The organism is Bacillus sp. YC2, from assembly GCF_019891195.1.
Classification (GTDB): Bacteria; Bacillota; Bacilli; order Bacillales; family Bacillaceae; genus Bacillus.
Map to the genome: position 1 here is coordinate 1 of NZ_JAHXDO010000017.1, position 17383 is coordinate 17383.

18 protein-coding genes are annotated in these 17383 nt (G+C 45.4%); all 18 read right to left on the reverse strand.

Annotation, left to right across the window (positions count from 1 at the left end):
- Positions 1 to 290 precede the first annotated feature (290 nt).
- Positions 291 to 1790, reverse strand: coding sequence for a lysine--tRNA ligase (lysS, locus tag KY305_RS18465; protein WP_223063741.1), 1500 nt, complete (start codon positions 1788 to 1790; stop codon positions 291 to 293).
- Positions 1791 to 1879: 89 nt separating this feature from the next.
- The gene (dusB, locus tag KY305_RS18470) at positions 1880 to 2881 is read right to left on the reverse strand and encodes a tRNA dihydrouridine synthase DusB (RefSeq protein ID WP_223063742.1); all 1002 of its coding nucleotides are present in this window, start codon (positions 2879 to 2881) and stop codon (positions 1880 to 1882) included.
- 21 nt (positions 2882 to 2902) lie between these two features.
- On the reverse strand, positions 2903 to 3112 hold the full coding sequence (locus tag KY305_RS18475) for a helix-turn-helix domain-containing protein (RefSeq protein ID WP_223063743.1): 210 nt from the start codon (positions 3110 to 3112) through the stop codon (positions 2903 to 2905).
- A complete protein-coding gene (gene folK, locus KY305_RS18480; protein WP_223063744.1) occupies positions 3064 to 3567 on the reverse strand; it encodes a 2-amino-4-hydroxy-6-hydroxymethyldihydropteridine diphosphokinase in 504 nt (167 codons plus the stop codon). The genes KY305_RS18475 and folK overlap by 49 nt, the downstream gene beginning before the upstream one ends.
- The gene (gene folB / locus KY305_RS18485; protein WP_214804078.1) at positions 3564 to 3926 is read right to left on the reverse strand and encodes a dihydroneopterin aldolase; all 363 of its coding nucleotides are present in this window, start codon (positions 3924 to 3926) and stop codon (positions 3564 to 3566) included. Before folB ends, folK begins: the two co-directional genes overlap by 4 nt.
- Complete coding sequence (gene folP / locus KY305_RS18490; RefSeq protein WP_214804077.1) at positions 3919 to 4776, reverse strand: dihydropteroate synthase; 858 nt, start codon at positions 4774 to 4776, stop codon at positions 3919 to 3921. Before folP ends, folB begins: the two co-directional genes overlap by 8 nt.
- Before the next feature lie 16 nt (positions 4777 to 4792).
- Entirely contained in the window at positions 4793 to 5641 is an 849-nt protein-coding gene (gene pabC / locus KY305_RS18495; protein ID WP_223063745.1) for an aminodeoxychorismate lyase, read from the reverse strand.
- Entirely contained in the window at positions 5638 to 6225 is a 588-nt protein-coding gene (pabA, locus tag KY305_RS18500) for an aminodeoxychorismate/anthranilate synthase component II (protein ID WP_214804075.1), read from the reverse strand. The genes pabC and pabA overlap by 4 nt, the downstream gene beginning before the upstream one ends.
- Positions 6226 to 6236: 11 nt before the next feature.
- Complete coding sequence (gene pabB, locus KY305_RS18505; RefSeq protein ID WP_214804074.1) at positions 6237 to 7652, reverse strand: aminodeoxychorismate synthase, component I; 1416 nt, start codon at positions 7650 to 7652, stop codon at positions 6237 to 6239.
- A 168-nt stretch (positions 7653 to 7820) separates the two neighbouring features.
- Positions 7821 to 8747, reverse strand: a complete 927-nt coding sequence (gene cysK, locus KY305_RS18510; RefSeq protein WP_223063746.1) for a cysteine synthase A — start codon at positions 8745 to 8747, stop codon at positions 7821 to 7823.
- 75 nt (positions 8748 to 8822) lie between these two features.
- Entirely contained in the window at positions 8823 to 9713 is an 891-nt protein-coding gene (locus tag KY305_RS18515; RefSeq protein ID WP_223063747.1) for a peptidyl-prolyl cis-trans isomerase, read from the reverse strand.
- Between the two features lie 45 nt (positions 9714 to 9758).
- Positions 9759 to 10634, reverse strand: a complete 876-nt coding sequence (gene hslO / locus KY305_RS18520; RefSeq protein ID WP_223063748.1) for an Hsp33 family molecular chaperone HslO — start codon at positions 10632 to 10634, stop codon at positions 9759 to 9761.
- A gap of 9 nt (positions 10635 to 10643) precedes the next feature.
- On the reverse strand, positions 10644 to 11420 hold the full coding sequence (locus KY305_RS18525) for a type III pantothenate kinase (protein ID WP_223063749.1): 777 nt from the start codon (positions 11418 to 11420) through the stop codon (positions 10644 to 10646).
- Between the two features lie 148 nt (positions 11421 to 11568).
- On the reverse strand, positions 11569 to 13488 hold the full coding sequence (ftsH, locus tag KY305_RS18530) for an ATP-dependent zinc metalloprotease FtsH (protein WP_223063750.1): 1920 nt from the start codon (positions 13486 to 13488) through the stop codon (positions 11569 to 11571).
- Positions 13489 to 13585: 97 nt separating this feature from the next.
- Entirely contained in the window at positions 13586 to 14125 is a 540-nt protein-coding gene (gene hpt / locus KY305_RS18535; RefSeq protein WP_223063751.1) for a hypoxanthine phosphoribosyltransferase, read from the reverse strand.
- Positions 14122 to 15540, reverse strand: a complete 1419-nt coding sequence (gene tilS, locus KY305_RS18540; protein WP_223063752.1) for a tRNA lysidine(34) synthetase TilS — start codon at positions 15538 to 15540, stop codon at positions 14122 to 14124. The genes hpt and tilS overlap by 4 nt, the downstream gene beginning before the upstream one ends.
- A 104-nt stretch (positions 15541 to 15644) precedes the next feature.
- Positions 15645 to 16646 (reverse strand): protein kinase domain-containing protein, encoded by a 1002-nt coding sequence (locus tag KY305_RS18545; RefSeq protein ID WP_223063753.1) that lies wholly within the window; start codon positions 16644 to 16646, stop codon positions 15645 to 15647.
- Positions 16612 to 17349 carry a vWA domain-containing protein gene (locus tag KY305_RS18550; RefSeq protein WP_061521568.1) on the reverse strand — a complete coding sequence of 246 codons (738 nt, stop codon included), beginning with the start codon at positions 17347 to 17349 and terminating at the stop codon, positions 16612 to 16614. The genes KY305_RS18545 and KY305_RS18550 overlap by 35 nt, the downstream gene beginning before the upstream one ends.
- Between the last annotated feature and the right edge of the window lie 34 nt (positions 17350 to 17383).

Consider the following 17383-nt stretch of genomic DNA (forward strand, 5'->3'; position numbering starts at 1 on the left):
TTAAAACTTTGAATTAACAGGTACGTTTTGTCTTGTTTAGTTTTCAAAGATCATTTCGTCTTTCGTTCAAGCGACTTTATTATTATATCTTATCAATCTCTTGAAGTCAACAACTTTTTAAATTTCTTTTTTTCGTCAGCGCCTTGTTCAGCGGCAACGAATAATAATATACCATCCCATAAATAATAGTGCAATAGTTTTTTTGAAAGAAAACCAAAAAAGTTTTTAGGATGTAATATTTTCAAAAAAGCGCCGCACTGGAGTACGACAGAGACGGCGCTTCTTTTATATTAACGGTGTCTCATTTGAGGGAATAATAAAACGTCTCTGATAGACGGAGCATTTGTTAAGAGCATGACAAGACGGTCTATGCCGATGCCCAATCCTCCGGTCGGCGGCATGCCGTACTCAAGAGCTTCAACGAAGTCTTCGTCCATCATATGCGCTTCGTCATTTCCTTCTTCTCTTTCTTTTAATTGCGCTTCAAACCGTTCTCTCTGATCGATAGGATCATTCAGCTCTGTAAATGCGTTGGCGTGCTCACGGCCGACGATAAACAGCTCAAAACGGTCTGTGAAACGAGGGTCCTCTGGATTTTTCTTAGCCAGAGGAGAGATTTCTACCGGATGGCCGTAAATAAATGTCGGCTGGATAAGAGTTTCTTCAATCTTTTGTTCGAAGAATTCATTGATGATATGGCCGACTGTCATTGAATTCGTAATTTCCACACCGTGTTCTTTTGCGTGACCGCGTGCTTCTTCCACCGTCATTTCATTCCAGAAATCCACACCTGTGGCTTCTTTCACGGCGTCAACCATATGGAGTCTTTTCCATTCCGGTTTCAGATCAATTTGCTCCTCGCCGTATTGGATAGTGGTGCTTCCAAGCACTTCTTGCGCGATATGAGCGACGAGGTTTTCTGTCAGGCTCATGATATCTTTATAATCAGCGTATGCTTCATACAGCTCGATCATAGTAAATTCAGGGTTATGACGGGTAGAGACACCCTCGTTACGGAATACGCGTCCGATTTCGTACACTTTTTCTAAACCGCCGACGATCAGGCGTTTCAGATGAAGTTCAATCGCAATACGCATATAAAGAGGCATGTCCAGCGCATTATGGTGAGTGATAAACGGGCGCGCTGATGCTCCTCCCGGTATGCTGTGCATCGTTGGTGTTTCAACTTCTAAGTATCCGTGGTCATCTAAGTATCTTCTCATCGCTTGGATGATTTTACTGCGTGTGATAAAGGTTTGTTTGCTGTCAGGGTTCACGATGAGATCAAGATAGCGCTGGCGGTAGCGCTGTTCAACGTCTTTTAATCCATGGTATTTATCAGGAAGCGGTCGCAGCGCTTTTGTCAGCAGGACAAAAGATGTTGCTTTGACGGACAGCTCGCCTACATTTGTTTTGAAGACCTTCCCTGTGATTCCGACTACGTCACCGAGATCTGAAGACTTGAAGATTTCGTATTGTTCGTCGCCGACACTGTCTTTTCTTACGTAAATCTGGATCTGCCCTTCTAGATCCTGCAGATGCGCAAAGCCGGCTTTTCCTTTTCCGCGCTTTGTCATCATGCGGCCTGCAATGGTGACTTCAATTGCTTTTTCTTCAAGCTCTTCTTTAGAAAGCTCTTGATAAGCTTCAATGATTTGTTGAGATTGATGTGTTCTTTCGAAACGTTCGCCGAAAGGATCAATGCCGTTTTCTCTCAATTGGTTCATTTTATCGCGTCTGACTTGCAGCTGGTCGTTCAATTCCTCATGATTTTGCTCTTCTTGACTCATTGGTATCACTCCGTTACATTTTGATTTCACGAAAAAGCAGAAAAACTGCCAGCGGTAAGCTGGCAGTGAGCAGCAATAGAGGGTGTATATTAACCTACTTTTGCATCTTGAAGCTCTTTTGCCTCTGCTTCAGCGGTAAATGCATCTAAAAGCTGCACAACTTCTTCACGCTTCTCACATTGGTTGATTTCGTTGCGGACATTCGCATTGCCTCTGACACCTTTCAGATACCAGGCAGCGTGTTTTCTCATTTCTCTGACTGCCACATTTTCGCCTTTTAACTTAATCAGGCGGTCTAAGTGCAGTTTGCATACTGACATTTTTTCACGGACTTTCGGTTCGTCTTTTAACTCACCGGTTTCAAGGTATTGGACCGTACGGTAAATCATCCACGGGTTGCCGAGTGCGGCACGGCCGATCATGACGCCGTCAACTCCTGTTTCCTCAAGCATGCGTTTCGCGTCCTGAGGCGTTTTGACATCACCGTTTCCGATGACGGGAATAGAGACGGATTGCTTCACTTCTTTAATGATATCCCAGTTCGCAGTGCCTTCATACATTTGCACTCTTGTGCGGCCGTGCAGGGCAACGGCTTTTCCGCCGGCACGTTCAACGGCTTGGGCGTTTTTCACCGCATAAATGTGATCTTCATCCCAACCCATTCTCATCTTCACTGTGACCGGCTTATCAACAGCATCTACTACTGCGGATACCATTTCATAAATCTTATCAGGATCGAGAAGCCATTTGGCGCCCGCGTCACATTTTGTAATCTTTGGTACGGGACATCCCATGTTAATATCAATAATATCAGCAGTTGTGTTTTGGTCTACAAACTTCGCCGCTTCCACAAGGGTTTCCTTTTTTCCTCCAAAAATCTGAAGGCTGAGCGGTTTTTCACGTTCATCAATATAAAGCATCCCCATTGTTTTTGCATTGTTGTAAAGGATCGCTTTGTCACTGACCATTTCAGCGCATACCAATCCGGCTCCGAATTCCTTTACAGTCAATCTGAACGCTGAGTTGCAGACACCGGCCATAGGGGCAAGCACAACCCGGTTTTTCAATTGAATATCACCAATTTTAAACATTTTTCCCCTCCTTTCATTTGTCTATTTTTCTGGCGGGGTCAATTCGTCCGCACTTATATTTAAAACATCTGCTGCATCTTGAATGATGGCAGCTGACGGCAATCGGTTTCCGCGTTCAATTTCGCCGACAATAGAAACTGATATACCTAATGCTTTTGCAAATCCTTCTTGAGTATAACCTTTCAGCTTTCTGAATGCACGAATTCGTCTACCCCAGATTTCTGCTTCCATACTCTTACACCTTCTTGGTTTGTTTCAGCGCTTATTGTTATATTATCAGCTTGCGGACAGATTTCTTTTAAAGGCGCAAGGACAAATAAGCGCTCATACATTCTCGGATGCGGAACAATCAGCTGCTCTGTTTCAATATTTTCACGATTATACAGCAAAATGTCAAGGTCTGCCGTTCGCGGTCCCCACCGGACTTCTCTCGTTCTGCCTAATTCGGCTTCGATGCTCTGTGTCAGATCCAGAAGTGCAAAAGGAGAAAGAGAGGTCTTGATTTCAACCGCCATATTGAGAAACTGATCTTGATCCTCGTACCCGACGGGGTCTGTTTCATATATTGAGGACACCTTCGTCACCGTTACATGCTGGTGCTGCCCGAGCATTGCCACGGCTTGCCGCAAATAGCGTTCACGGTCGCCTATATTTGATCCGAGGCCGATATATGCCGTATTGTTCATGATTTCTTTCTCGTCATTTCAATTGCTACCGATTTATAATGACCCGGGATCGGCGGATCGGGTTTAATGACTTTTACCGTGCATTGGCGTACCGGGTCAAATTTCTTGAGGACGGTGTCCGCAATCCGTTCCGCCAGCGTCTCCACCAGATTGACAGGTTCGCCCTCTGCGATTTCCCGGCAGACGCTGTAAAGCTCCGCATAATTAATGGTATAAGCCAGATCGTCAGTTTGTCCCGCTTTGCTCAAATCAAGCTCAGCTGTGAGATCTACCTTAAAGCGCTGCCCCAGTTTGTTTTCTTCTTCAAAAACACCGTGGTATCCGTAAAACTCCATACCTTCTACATAGACTTTATCCATGATGTACGCCTCCTTTATTCAACATAGCATCCATCATCTTCGCCATCCTTGCGATTTGTTTCACATCGTGCACTCGGACAATGTCAGAGCCCTTCTGGATGCCAAGACATACTGTCGCTCCCGTCCCCTCGGCTCGCTCCTCAGGAGGAAGGTCAAGCACACGGCCGATGAATCTTTTTCTTGAAGCAGCGAGAAGCAGCGGGTATCCCAAGTTGCTGAACAGTTCAAGCTGGTTCATGACGGCCAGGTTGTCCTCATATGTTTTCGCAAAACCAATCCCCGGATCAAGGATGATATTTTTATCTTCAACACCGGCTTCCGCCGCGATCTTTACGCTTTCCATCAAGTCGGCGAGCATATCGGGAATTAGGTCGTTATAGTTTCTCTCCTGCCGGTTGTGCATTAAGATAATCGGAACGCCATGGGCTGCCGCTACTGAGGCCATGTCAGGGTCGCCCTTTGCTCCCCAGATATCATTAATGATGGAGGCTCCCGCCTTTACCGCTTCATCTGCCACAGAAGCTTTGTACGTATCGATAGAAATCGGAACGTCCAATTCATTTGTTATCCGCTCAATCACCGGAATCACCCGTGACAATTCTTCATCGACAGATACAAATGATGCGCCCGGTCTGGTCGATTCACCGCCGATATCAATAATATGAGCGCCTTCCTCGGCCATTTTCACTGCATGCATGAGAGCTGTTTCCGTACTGTCGAATTTACCGCCGTCAGAGAAGGAGTCAGGCGTTACATTTAATATCCCCATAACGAGCGTCTTCTCTTTATAAGATAGAACGCCTTTTTTTGTATGAATCAGTTTGGGCTGTTCAATCGTTTGCTGCGCCATTTTGTTCCTCCTTCTGTTAGTTCATTTTGTATATTTCTTGCTGATACAGCCTTTGGAGCCATTGTACTGTCTCTCCGCATGCTCCCGAAAACCGCACTTCCTCTATTTTAGAAAACGGAATGATCTCGAGAACAGAGTTTGTCATCCACGCCTCATCCGCCTCCAGCATTGATTGAAAAGGGAATCGGCCTTCGATAACTTCCGTTCCCTGACGTCTCATTTCGCCGATCACAAACTGCCTTGTCACACCGTCAAGTATGCCTGTATCCAGAGAGGGTGTATACACGGTGTTTCCTTTGCGCCAAAAGACATTGGAAACAATGCCTTCTGCGACATCCCCTTCTTCAGTCAAGAAAATCCCTTCATATTTAGGGTCATTGCCAATTTCCTGTTTGGCGTACATGTTGTTTAAGTAGTGATGGGATTTTAACCGAAATGGCCCTTCAGGTGTGTTCCTCCGAATTGAGAGGAGCCTTCCTTCTTTTTGATCAGGCAGTGTTTCAGGGTTCAGCGGGTGGACAAAACAAAGGACTGTCGGTTTTTCATAGGTCTGAGCGGCAAAGCCTTTTTCACTGATTCCAGCTGAAATGTTAAGCCTGACCCGCGCGCTGCCGTCTTTTATGTCATTCAAAAGCAAAAGCTTATCCAGCATATCAAGCAGCTCCTGCCTGCTGACGTCATATGCAATCTGCACGTCACGAAGCGCCCGTTTCAGCCTGTCGATATGACCGTCCAACAGAAAAGGCCGGCCCCGATAAAGCCTGAACGTCTCGAACACGCCGATTCCGTACAGATAGCCATGGTCAAAAGGAGAAAGTACTGCTTCTTTCTCCTCTATATATTGACCATTCAAATATATAATCACACCGTCACTTCCTTCTCGCGGTGCGTCTCAATAAAGTTTCTGAGCATTTCCTTTCCGAAGGAGGTCATGATCGATTCAGGGTGAAATTGGACGCCTTCGATAGGCAGTTCATTATGGCGGATTGCCATAATTTCTCCTTCTTTTGTCTGTGCGGATACCGTAAAACAGCTCGGTAATGTCTCCGCTTTGACGATAAGTGAATGGTAACGGGTCGCGACCAGCGGATTTTGCAGGCCTTTAAATAGCGTCTTCCCGTCATGCATGATTTCTGATGTTTTACCGTGCATAAGCCGTTCCGCTCTGATGACGTCGCCGCCAAAAACCTGGGCAATTGACTGATGCCCGAGGCAGACACCGAAAATCGGAATGCTGCCTGCGAAATGTTTGATGGCTTCAAGGCTGATCCCCGCCTCGTCAGGACTGCACGGCCCCGGTGAAATCATTAAGAAATCCGGCGACAGCTCTTCGATTTGCTCGATCGTAATCTCATCATTCCGTTTGACGATCAGCTCTTCCCCAAGCTCTCCTAAATATTGAACCAAGTTATACGTAAATGAATCATAGTTGTCAATCATTAATATCATCTCTGCTCACCTCATCTGATTTTTGTCTCTTCTGCACTCAGCTCTAACGCTTTTTTCATTGCAAAAGCTTTTTTAAACGATTCCTTATATTCATGCTTAGGAACCGAATCAATGACCACTCCTGCGCCGGACTGCATAAAAGCATGTCCTCCTGCTGCATAGATCGTCCGAATCACGATGTTAAACTGCAAATCACCATTAAATCCGAACCAACCTATAGAACCAGTATAAAGCCCTCGTCTTGTCGGCTCAAGCTCTTCTATAATTTCCATCGTTCTCACCTTAGGCGCTCCGGTGATCGTGCCGCCGGGGAAGACCGCGTGAATGATGTCTACCGCGTCATATCCGTCTTGCAGTTCCCCCTGTACATTTGACACGATATGCATAACGTGGGAGTACTTTTCTATCGCCATAAATTCGTTCACACGAACGGAGCCGTAGCGGGATACACGCCCGAGATCATTTCGTTCCAGATCCACAAGCATTACGTGTTCCGCACGTTCTTTTTCATTATGAATTAACTCGTCAGCCAGCGCCTTGTCTTCAGCGTCATCTTTTCCTCTGGAACGCGTTCCTGCGATCGGCCTCGTTTCAAGCTTCTTCCCTTTTTTCGTTACCAATAGCTCAGGCGAGCCGCATATCACTTGAAAGCCTGGTGTTTCTAGGTACGCCATATAAGGTGACGGATTGACGTCTCTTAAGTGCTTATACACCTCATAGGGATGGGCTGAAAGGGGCTGAGATTGCCGAGTGGACAAATTAACCTGAAATACATCCCCGCTCGCGATGTATTGCTTTATTTTTTCTACCGCTTGTGAGAAGCCTTCTTCAGTAAACGGAGAAGCATAAGATCCGTCTCCGTCTTGCTTCAGCGTCTGGCTGGGCACATTTTTCGTCTGGCGGGACTGCCACATTTGCTCTAACTCGGTAAGCTTTGCTTCGGCCAGCTCCTCATCTCCATCATCGGTATGGGTAATGAGCCATAACGCTTCCTCCATGTGGTCGTAAACAGCCACATCATCAAATACGAGAAAATAAATATCGGGCGTTTCCAGATCATCTAAGGAAAGCATTTTAAAATGCTCAATATACCGGGCGTAGTCGTAACTTATAAAACCGATCGCTCCGCCTTGAAAGTCCGGGAGTTCTTCTTTTGTTTCAGTTCCCAGCGTCTGAAACCAGCTGTGAAAGGCACGCAGCGGGTCACCTTCTTTAAACAGCGTTTCCCCTTTATGCTTAATCGTTGTAATCCCGTCTTTCCCTTTTACGGACGCAATCGGATCTAGACCGGCTATGCTGAATCTTCCCCCTCTCGCACTCTCAAGCAAAACATGCCGCTTTCTCAATTTCGCAAGGTTTTCATATTGTTGTAAGAAGTCTTGTTTTTTAAAAGGTACTTTTCTTCCTGCCGGTCTGCGTTGTGCCATCGTATCAATCCTCTGCTTCGTTTTTCTCTTAGTTTTATTTTAAAGCAATCACGTGAGTGAAAAAAGTGAATTTCTCTTCCAACCATAAGATTCGAAGCGATTTTTGGATTTAAGATACTTCGGGCACAAAAAAACTCCCGGAATAACCGGGAGCCGCGTGTGTTTTTTCTATTCAAACTGATAAAGCGGCGTGCTTAAGTAACGTTCTCCGTTACTCGGGATGATGGCAAGCACTTTTTTGCCTTTCCCCAGTTTTTTCGCAATTTCCAGAGCGGCGTAAATCGCTGCCCCTGAAGAAATACCGCCAAGGATTCCTTCTTCTTTTGCCGTTCTGCGGGCATATTCAAATGCATCCTCATTTTGTACGGGAATGATTTGATCATAGATTTCTGTATTTAATGTTTCCGGCACAAAGCCTGCTCCGATCCCCTGAATTTTGTGAGGGCCCGGTTTTCCGCCGGAAAGCACCGGTGAATCAGCCGGCTCTACAGCATAGATCTTGATGGAAGGATACGCTTTTTTCAGCACTTCGCCTGCCCCAGTGATGGTTCCGCCTGTACCGATCCCGGCAACGAACGCATCAAGCTGGTCTTCTCCAAACTGTTCTACAATTTCTTTCCCTGTCGTTTGACGGTGGATTTCAGGATTTGCCGCATTGTTAAACTGCTGAGGCACGAAATAACCGTGCTCCTCCGCAAGCTCTTCTGCTTTCTTAATGGCACCCTTCATTCCTTCTGCACCAGGGGTGAGCACAAGCTCCGCTCCGTATGCACGGAGAAGATTGCGGCGCTCTATACTCATAGTGTCAGGCATTACGAGGATCGCTTTTAAGCCTTTTGCCGCTGCAACCATCGCAAGCCCGATTCCTGTATTTCCGCTTGTCGGCTCAATAATTGTGTCTCCCGCTTTTAATTTGCCTTCTTTTTCAGCGGCTTCGATCATCGCAACTCCGATACGGTCTTTTACGCTGCTGCCCGGATTCATATATTCAAGCTTCAGATATACGTCTGCACTGTTTTCGTCCGTCAGACGATTTAATTTTACAATTGGAGTATTTCCGATTAATTCAGTAATAGAATTTGCAATACGCACCATCTTGGACACCTCAATTTCCGACTAATTTTATTGGTATTATGTATATAACTTATCAATTTCAAAATTTTTTGTCAATCATTTAGTTCTTTTATCCTCATAAAACCAGGAGACTCCAGCCTCTTTCCACAACGTTTTAACTGTCGCCTTGTCACCTAATTGATCCATAGCGATTTGTCTTCTGATTTGGCTCTTTACTTCATTGTATGAGAAAGTTCGCGCTTTAAGCTTTTCTTTCAGCTGAATGACGGCATAACCCGCAGAAACTTTGATCGGTTCAGAGGACCATTCGTTTTCCTTAAGATTTTTCGCTTCTGTAATATAAGCGGACGGGATATTGTCCTGGTTTTCTGTTACAAAACCGAGGTCTCCTCCGTATTGGGATGTATATCTGTCTGTTGAGCGTTCGGCGGCAACGGCTTCAAAACTGGAACCGCCCTTCAAATCAGCCAGCACCCGTTCCGCCTCATTCTCGCTTTTCACAACGATATGCCTGATTCTGTAGGAGTCATCAAATTGGTACAGTTCTTTATTTTTATTATAGAATGATTGCATTTCTTTATCCGAGATATCGATGTCCTTCGTTAACAGCTCTTCCAGCAGAATATTGTAGCGTATCTGGTCTTTCCATTCTTTTTCCGTTACATGGTCATCTTCGTAAAATGAATTATTGACGGCTTTAATTAAAAGGAATTCGCGTTCAAGTTCGCTGTTTGATACTGTGAGCTTGTTCTTTTTTGCAAGCTCTTCTACCACTTCAGTGTTAATCATGTCTTCCAGCGTTGATTTTCCGTATTGATCCTCCATTTTTTTCATCCACTCTTGTCTGGTGATATTTTTATCACCGATAGAGGCGATGGATTCTTCAGATGATCCTGCGGCTTGGGATTTCGTTAACTTATACGCAATCCCCACGCTGCATACTAACAGCGCTCCTACAATAAGCGTCAAAAATGTTCTTGATTTCAAATTCTACCCCGTCCCTTTTTTAAATTAAAACAACCCGCTAAAGAGCTAGCGGGTTGTTTCGTCACGAAGCTCTTCCAGTTCTTCTTTTGTAAATAAATAATTCTCATTACAAAAATGGCAAACCGCTTCGGCTTTTCCGTCTTCTTCTATCATATCTTGAATTTCTTTTTTGCCTAGTCCTAAAATGGCTGTTTGGAAACGTTCTTTGGAACAAGAACAGTGAAATTTGACCGGCATTGATTCAAGAACTTCCGGTTTTTGTCCTAATACTTCTTCTAAAATTTCTTCCGGTGTCAGGCCTTTTTGAATTAATTTTGAGATCGGTTCGACCTGCAACAAGCGCTGTTCGATTGTTGAAACGGTCTCCTCATCGGTTCCCGGCAGAAGCTGAAGAATGAATCCGCCCGCCGCCAGAATGGTGTTGTCAGGGTTCACTAGCACCCCTACACCGACAGAGGATGGCACTTGCTCTGATGACACGAGGTAGTAAGTAAAGTCGTCACCAAGTTCACCTGACACAATTTCTACTTGGCCCGTAAAGAATTCCCGCAATCCTAAGTCTTTTACCACACTCAGCGTCCCATCTGTTCCGACGGCGCGTCTGACATCCAGTTTGCCTTGTTCATTAAGATCAAAATGAACGTGCGGATTTGATACGTATGCTCTGACTTCGCCCTTTGCATTTGCATCCGCGACAATGGCTCCGATCGGTCCGCCGCCTTCTACCTTTACTGTCAGTTTGTCTTCTCCTTTTAACATGGCTCCGAGCATAAGAGACGCCGTCATCGTCCGCCCTAAAGCCGCTGAAGCGGTCGGCCATGTGTCATGCCTTCTTTGCGCTTCGTTTACCATATCCGTTGTTCTGGCCGCATAAGCCCGTACTTTACCGTCAAATGCGATTGCTTTAATTAAATAATCCATAGTTACCTCCTATACATGACCCACACGATTGCGTTCATAAATAATTTCTAATCCTTTTAGAGTGAGAAACGGGTCAACAATGTCTATACAATCTGATTCGTTTGCGATTAATGGCGCAAGACCCCCGGTAGCGATGACTTTCGGCTCTTGTTTGGCCTGCCATTTCATACGTTTCACGATGCCTTCAACTTGTCCGACGTAGCCGAACAAAATGCCGGATTGCATCGCGCTTACCGTATTTTTCCCGATAATATTGTCAGGACGCGCTATTTCGATTCTCGGAAGCTTGGCCGCGCGCGAGTACAGCGCTTCAGTCGAAATCGTAATGCCCGGCGCAATGGCTCCGCCCATGTATTGTTTGTTTTCATCAATGTAGCAATACGTTGTCGCAGTTCCAAAATCGACCACAATAAGAGGACTTCCGTACAGCTGAATCGCCGCAACTGCGTTAACGATCCGGTCTGCTCCTACTTCTTTAGGATTGTCATATTTTATATTTAAACCTGTTTTCATACCGGGACCGACAATTTGCGGATCGATATGAAAGTATTTTGTACACATTCTTTCTAAAGAAAACATAATCGGCGGAACAACGGATGAGATAATAATCCCTTCGATCTGTTCAAACATCAGGCCGACATGTTCGAATAAGGAGCGAAGCAGCATCCCGAACTCGTCCTCTGTTTTATGCCTGCTCGTCTCTATACGCCAATGATATTCTAATTCCCCATCATGATATACACCAATCACGGTGTTGGTGTTCCCCACATCTATAACCAGTAACAACCTCTATCACCACTTTTGAATAGTTTCTTATCATTACTTTTTCAACATTCTACAATACCATACACGATCACCGGCTCTTTTGTAAACAAAACGAGACCAGTAAAAAAACCGCCGGTGTATGCCGGCGGTTTTCATATCAGAAAGCGATCTATTCTTTCGAGTCGTCCTTCTTTTCATCTTCTGTTTTAGACAGAATATTAACTTTCACATCGTCTTTTTTGAGATGGTCATCTGAGAAATTGCGCTCAGGGAGTTTTCCGTGATCGATGAGATGCTTGATTTGTTCCGCATCTAACGTTTCAACTTCAAGCAATGTTTGGGCGATCAATTCAAGCTTATCGCGGTTTTCAGTCAGGATCGTTTTCGCGCGCTCATAACATTCTTTAATGATGCGCTGAATTTCCTGATCGATTTCGTAAGCGATTTGATCACTGTAGTTTTGCTCGTTATTGAAATCCCGGCCCAAGAATACTTGGCCGCCTTGAGATTGACCGAATTGAAGCGGTCCGAGTTTTTCAGACATACCGAACTCTGTCACCATTCTTCTGGCGATATTCGTTGCCCGCTGGAAGTCATTGTGAGCTCCCGTGCTGACCTCGCCGAAGATAATTTCCTCAGCAACGCGTCCGCCTAAGAGACCGACAATTTTATCGAGAAGTTCAGGCTTTGTCTGGAAGTACCGATCTTCTCTAGGAAGCATGACCGCATATCCGCCTGCTTGACCCCTCGGAACGATCGTTACTTTGTGGACCATATCGGCTTCGTCTAATACAAGTCCGATTACGGTATGGCCGCCTTCGTGGTAAGCCACGATATTGCGTTCTTTTTTCGAAATGACGCGGCTCTTCTTCGCAGGCCCCGCAATGACGCGGTCCGTCGCTTCATCAATGTCGCGCATATCGATTTTTTTCTTGTTTTGACGGGCAGCAACGAGCGCTGCTTCGTTAAGCAGGTTTTCTAAATCGGCGCCTGAGAAGCCAGGTGTTCTTGAAGCAATTGCTTTTAAGTTCACCGTTTCATCAAGCGGTTTGTTTCTCGCATGGACCTGCAATACGGCTTCACGGCCGATGACATCCGGACGGTCTACCGTAATCTGACGGTCAAAACGTCCCGGACGGAGCAATGCAGGGTCCAGAATATCCGCACGGTTTGTCGCAGCGATAATAATGATTCCTTCGTTCGCACTGAAACCATCCATCTCTACAAGCAGCTGGTTCAGCGTCTGTTCACGTTCATCGTGTCCGCCGCCAAGACCCGCTCCCCGCTGACGGCCCACTGCGTCGATCTCATCGATGAAGATCAAACAAGGCGCGTTCTTTTTCGCGTTCTCAAATAAATCACGCACACGGGAAGCACCGACACCGACAAACATTTCAACGAAGTCAGATCCGCTGATGCTGAAGAAAGGAACGCCTGCTTCGCCGGCAGATGCTCTTGCAAGCAATGTCTTACCGGTACCCGGAGGTCCTACTAAGAGAACACCTTTAGGGATTCTAGCACCAAGCTCGGCAAATTTTCGCGGATCTTTCAGAAACTCAACAACTTCTACAAGCTCTTGCTTCTCCTCATCCGCTCCGGCTACATCCTTAAACTTCACGCGTTTCTTCTCTTCCGTGTACAGCTTTGCTTTGCTCTTGCCAAAGTTCATGACACGGCTTCCGCCGCCCTGAGCTTGATTGAGCAGGAAGAAAAACAGAATAAAGATGATGACAAATGGAATGATGGTCGTTAAAAACGTCACCCATCCGCTTGTTTCTTGTGCGGGATCAACCTTTACGTCCGTCTTTTTAATCGCATTAAATATCTGGTCTGCTCCCTTTCCTTCAGGAACATGTGTTAAAAAGTACTGATCTTTGTCGTATTTTTTCAGCTGCCCTTTAACCTCATAAACACCTCTGACAGGCTGAACCGATACGCTTTCAACTTTACCTTCATCGAGGTTCTTGATAAACGTACTGTACGACATATTTTCTGTTTTCGGGTTTGAGGTCTGGAAGTAACTCACAACCCCGATTACTACTAATAAAATAAGTAAATAAAAAATGGTATTACGGAAGACCCGATTCATTCCTTACCTCCTCCCACAGTAAGCACAACTATGTTCAATAGTACCATAGAAAATCATTCCAATACAACCGATAACCATCTCGGAAGCAGGCAGCCAATCAGCTTTCATAAATCGCCGGTTTTAACACTCCGATGTAAGGCAGATTGCGATAGCGCTCGGCATAATCAAGCCCGTAACCCACAACAAACGCGTCAGGAACTTCAAAGCCCACAAAGTCGGCTTTAATATCCGCTTTTCTTCCGCTTGGTTTATCCAAAAGGGTAACAATCTTAATTGATTTCGCTTTACGATATCGGAAGAGTTCTACGAGATAGCTCAAGGTTAACCCACTGTCGATAATATCTTCAATGATTAAGATGTCCCGGCCTTCTACAGATGTATCCAAATCTTTTATGATTTTTACTTCTCCGGAAGAAACCGTGGAATTTCCGTAGCTTGATACATCCATGAAGTCCATTTCCAAATATGTATCAATATGTTTTAAAAGATCCGCCATAAAAGGAAGAGCTCCCTTTAACACACCGATCGCTAACGGAAACTTGTCGCCGTACTCGCTTGTTAATTGCTCTCCAAGCGCTTTTACTTTCCGCTGGATCTCTTCTTCTGAGATCAGCACTGTTTCAATATCTTGTTTCATGTTAATGCTTGCCCCCTACACTTTTCATGCTGTCTATATTGTAATACAATGCGGTCACTGTTTGAAATCACAAGATCTTCAAAGATGGATTTTTTCAAGCCAGGCAGCCAGATAATTTCACCGCTTGCATCCGTTACAATCGGCCATTCGTTCCGATCTTGCAGAGGCAATTTTTTATCAATAAATATATCCTTTACCTTTTTTGAGCCATTCATCCCTTTAAGTTTCATCCGGTCTCCAGTTCTTCTCGTCCGGACAGTTAAAGGAAATTGCACCTTATTCCTGCTTGTCATAAAAACAGCATTCCCATTTTCGAGATGAGGATCGGCGTAATCTGCGACCTCAATCGTAAAGCCGTTGGGGAGAACAGCCGTCTCTCCTTCAGCTCCGTGCAGCTGCAGCTCAAAGGGAACTTTGTCACATTGCCATTGTTCAAATGTAAACAAACATGTCTGATATGATTTGACCACCCTCAGCCCTTTCGGAAAGTCAAGCACTCCCGACGCGCTGCCGTTTTCAGCCCATTCGAGAAACTGGTGAATATGGCGGGCGGAAAACGTTGATGGAACGTTTTCATAAAGATAGTTTAATATTAGTTGAACTCCTCTTCTTTGTAAAGGTATCGGAAGGGCAAGCAATAGAGAGGAATTGATTTCAACTGATATGTCAGACTTGCTTGTAATAACCTTATTCATTCGTTCTTTCGTTAATGACTGCAAGTATTGCTCATCTTCTGTCAGAGCTTCACTTACCTTTTGAAACATTTTGTGAACGTCAGGCGATTCTTGCTTTAAAAAAGGGAGCACGGTCTTTCTGAATCTGTTTCTTGTATAATCATCTTTTGTGTTGCTCTCATCCGTTCTGTAGCCCAGCCCTTCTTGACGGCAATATTCGAGAATATCATCCTTTGCCACAGAAAGAAAAGGCCTGATCAGAAAGCCGGATTCAAATGCGCGGACGGGCTGCATTCCCAGAAGGCCGGCCCCAAGCGTCCCTTTTGCAAGCCTCATGAGCATGGTTTCGATTTGGTCATCACCATGATGAGCCAGCGCTAAAAACTTCGCTTGATGCTTAACCATCAGATCTTTGAAAAACTGATATCTGCATTCACGCGCGGCAGCCTGCTTATTCAGCTTGTTCTTCTTTGCATATGCAGAGACATCAATCTGTATCGTTTCGCAGATGACGCCTTCCGCTTCGCAATATGCCTGCACAAACCTCATATCTTCTTCAGATTCAGCTCCTCTGAACTGATGGTCAACATGCGCCGCAATGATAACAGAAGAACGCCCGAAGTGCTTGTTCAGCAAACTGAGAAGCGCCATTGAATCAGGGCCTCCGGAGACGCCTGCAATGATGGTTTCTCCCTCTGCCTGAAGATGATATGTTTCAAAAAAATCTTTCACGCTTTTCACAATATCCTCCTCACGGTGAGCAGGTTTTTTAAAGATATACATATCCTATCACTTTCAACCCCTTCAAGCAAAGAAGAAGCATGGCTGTTCACGCCTGACTCGGCTTAGATCAGAAAAAAGACGATATAAGCAAAATAAAGGGCAAGAACGCTGATCAAAATAAGCAGTGTTTCAAACAAACCATTCGATTTTGCCGATTTCTGTTTGGGCTTATATCGTGTTTGAGTAACTGTCCCTTGGCGCGGTTTAACCCGCTGCTGCTTTGGCGGCTGGGCGGCTTTTTTTCTGCTCCCGGAGTTTTGTCCCGCCGTCAGTATGTCATGCTTCATTGCTTCGGCAGACGGATATTGACCGTTTAAAGCAGAAAACAAAACCTTCTTATACTTATTCAAAAACGGATGGCCTTCAATAATAGAACGGAGCTGTTCTTTTGGCTGACTTGTCTTTTTGTATTCCTTTTTTTGCACACAGTGAATCATGATCATCGCAACGGCAAACAGGTCATAGGATGGTTCTGCTTTTCTTGTACCATACCCCCAATACCCCCTGTCGTAAAACTCTGTATACTCTTTAATGGCTCTTCCCTGTTTTGTCGTCCCTCCCACATCTATGCAGCGAATAGCAGCCGGAGGGCCGGTGACAATGAGGTTTTCCGGTTTGAGGTCGCCAAAGACCCATCCCTGCTGATGAAGAACGGATAAGTTTGAAAGAAGCTGCACCATCAGCACCGGAATCCACTCCATGCCCCTACTGCTGATATATTGCGGAAGAAGCGGGCCTTCTATGTATTCCATCACGTAAAAAGATACACTTTTTTTCAATTGCGGTATGAACGCGTCGTCTGCATCAAAAAAAGAAGGCCCCATCGTTTGCGACCGGGCCTTTGAAAAGGATTTTAAGACATTCACTTCAGAGGTAACAGACATGCTGTCGTCACTTACTTTTAAAGCGACATGTCCGTCTGATGCTTCTGCCAAATATACAATTCCGTTAGCCCCTTTACCAAGCTGTTTGAGTAATCTGTAGGATCTGCCGTTCCATTTCCCCTGAATCGCCATTCCCGGTGTCAGACTACATGCCAAACTCGTTAAAGCGTCGTTCATCATCTGCCAACATGCTCCTTCTTGAGCGGATTTTCTCAAATTGCTGCGTCGCTTCTCGAATAGCAGGTCCGGTAGGCGTAATACCGCCGGTCGACAGCTTCGCAAAGAGTGCGGAAAGCGATTCAAGCTTTGGCGTCCAATTCAGCACAAGCTCAACCTCTTGGCTTTTCCCGGGAAATATACACATAGCAAATTCATTATGCCCCGCCCGGGAATTGAGACTGATGGAAAGATCGATCAGCGCTTCCTTCACTGTCGGCAGCTTCGGCGCCATGCTCGCACTCGTATCAACCAGCACAAGCACTTGTAAATGAACCGTTTCTCCGAGTTCATCGACCACTTCCATTACTTCACCGCGTTTTTCCGGAGAAAGCTCCTCCATCTCAACGTTTTTTCCTAAGATTTGTTTAAGCTCTTGATTGACAACACCTTGGAGCGTTTGGGTCATCGCTTTTTTAGTAACCATTTGGACCGTCTGAGACAATTGAGATGCATAAACAACTTGATGCACGCCGCCTCCGGCCATTGCGATGCCTTCGACTTCCTTCATTGCCTCTTGATCAATTGCGTTTTCTTCCATAATTCCAATAACATTCACCGTAATTCCCTGCTCCTTGGCAAAAGCCGCCATAGCGATCGGGTCTTCGCCGTGGTTGGAGCAGCCATCTGTAATCAGCAGAACTTGATTTAAATGTCCCTTATTCACATACATTCCTCCCGGTGAGACGATTAATCACATC

Excerpts from the sequence above, each read along its gene's own strand:
- lysS (WP_223063741.1), bottom strand. The coding sequence starts at position 1,790 with ATGAGTCAAGAAGAGCAAAATCATGAGGAATTGAACGACCAGCTGCAA.
- dusB (WP_223063742.1), bottom strand. The coding sequence starts at position 2,881 with ATGTTTAAAATTGGTGATATTCAATTGAAAAACCGGGTTGTGCTTGCC.
- KY305_RS18475 (WP_223063743.1), bottom strand. The coding sequence starts at position 3,112 with ATGGAAGCAGAAATCTGGGGTAGACGAATTCGTGCATTCAGAAAGCTG.
- folK (WP_223063744.1), bottom strand. The coding sequence starts at position 3,567 with ATGAACAATACGGCATATATCGGCCTCGGATCAAATATAGGCGACCGT.
- folB (WP_214804078.1), bottom strand. The coding sequence starts at position 3,926 with ATGGATAAAGTCTATGTAGAAGGTATGGAGTTTTACGGATACCACGGT.
- folP (WP_214804077.1), bottom strand. The coding sequence starts at position 4,776 with ATGGCGCAGCAAACGATTGAACAGCCCAAACTGATTCATACAAAAAAA.
- pabA (WP_214804075.1), bottom strand. The coding sequence starts at position 6,225 with ATGATATTAATGATTGACAACTATGATTCATTTACGTATAACTTGGTT.
- pabB (WP_214804074.1), bottom strand. The coding sequence starts at position 7,652 with ATGGCACAACGCAGACCGGCAGGAAGAAAAGTACCTTTTAAAAAACAA.
- cysK (WP_223063746.1), bottom strand. The coding sequence starts at position 8,747 with ATGGTGCGTATTGCAAATTCTATTACTGAATTAATCGGAAATACTCCA.
- hslO (WP_223063748.1), bottom strand. The coding sequence starts at position 10,634 with ATGGATTATTTAATTAAAGCAATCGCATTTGACGGTAAAGTACGGGCT.
- ftsH (WP_223063750.1), bottom strand. The coding sequence starts at position 13,488 with ATGAATCGGGTCTTCCGTAATACCATTTTTTATTTACTTATTTTATTA.
- hpt (WP_223063751.1), bottom strand. The coding sequence starts at position 14,125 with ATGAAACAAGATATTGAAACAGTGCTGATCTCAGAAGAAGAGATCCAG.
- KY305_RS18545 (WP_223063753.1), bottom strand. The coding sequence starts at position 16,646 with ATGATGAACGACGCTTTAACGAGTTTGGCATGTAGTCTGACACCGGGA.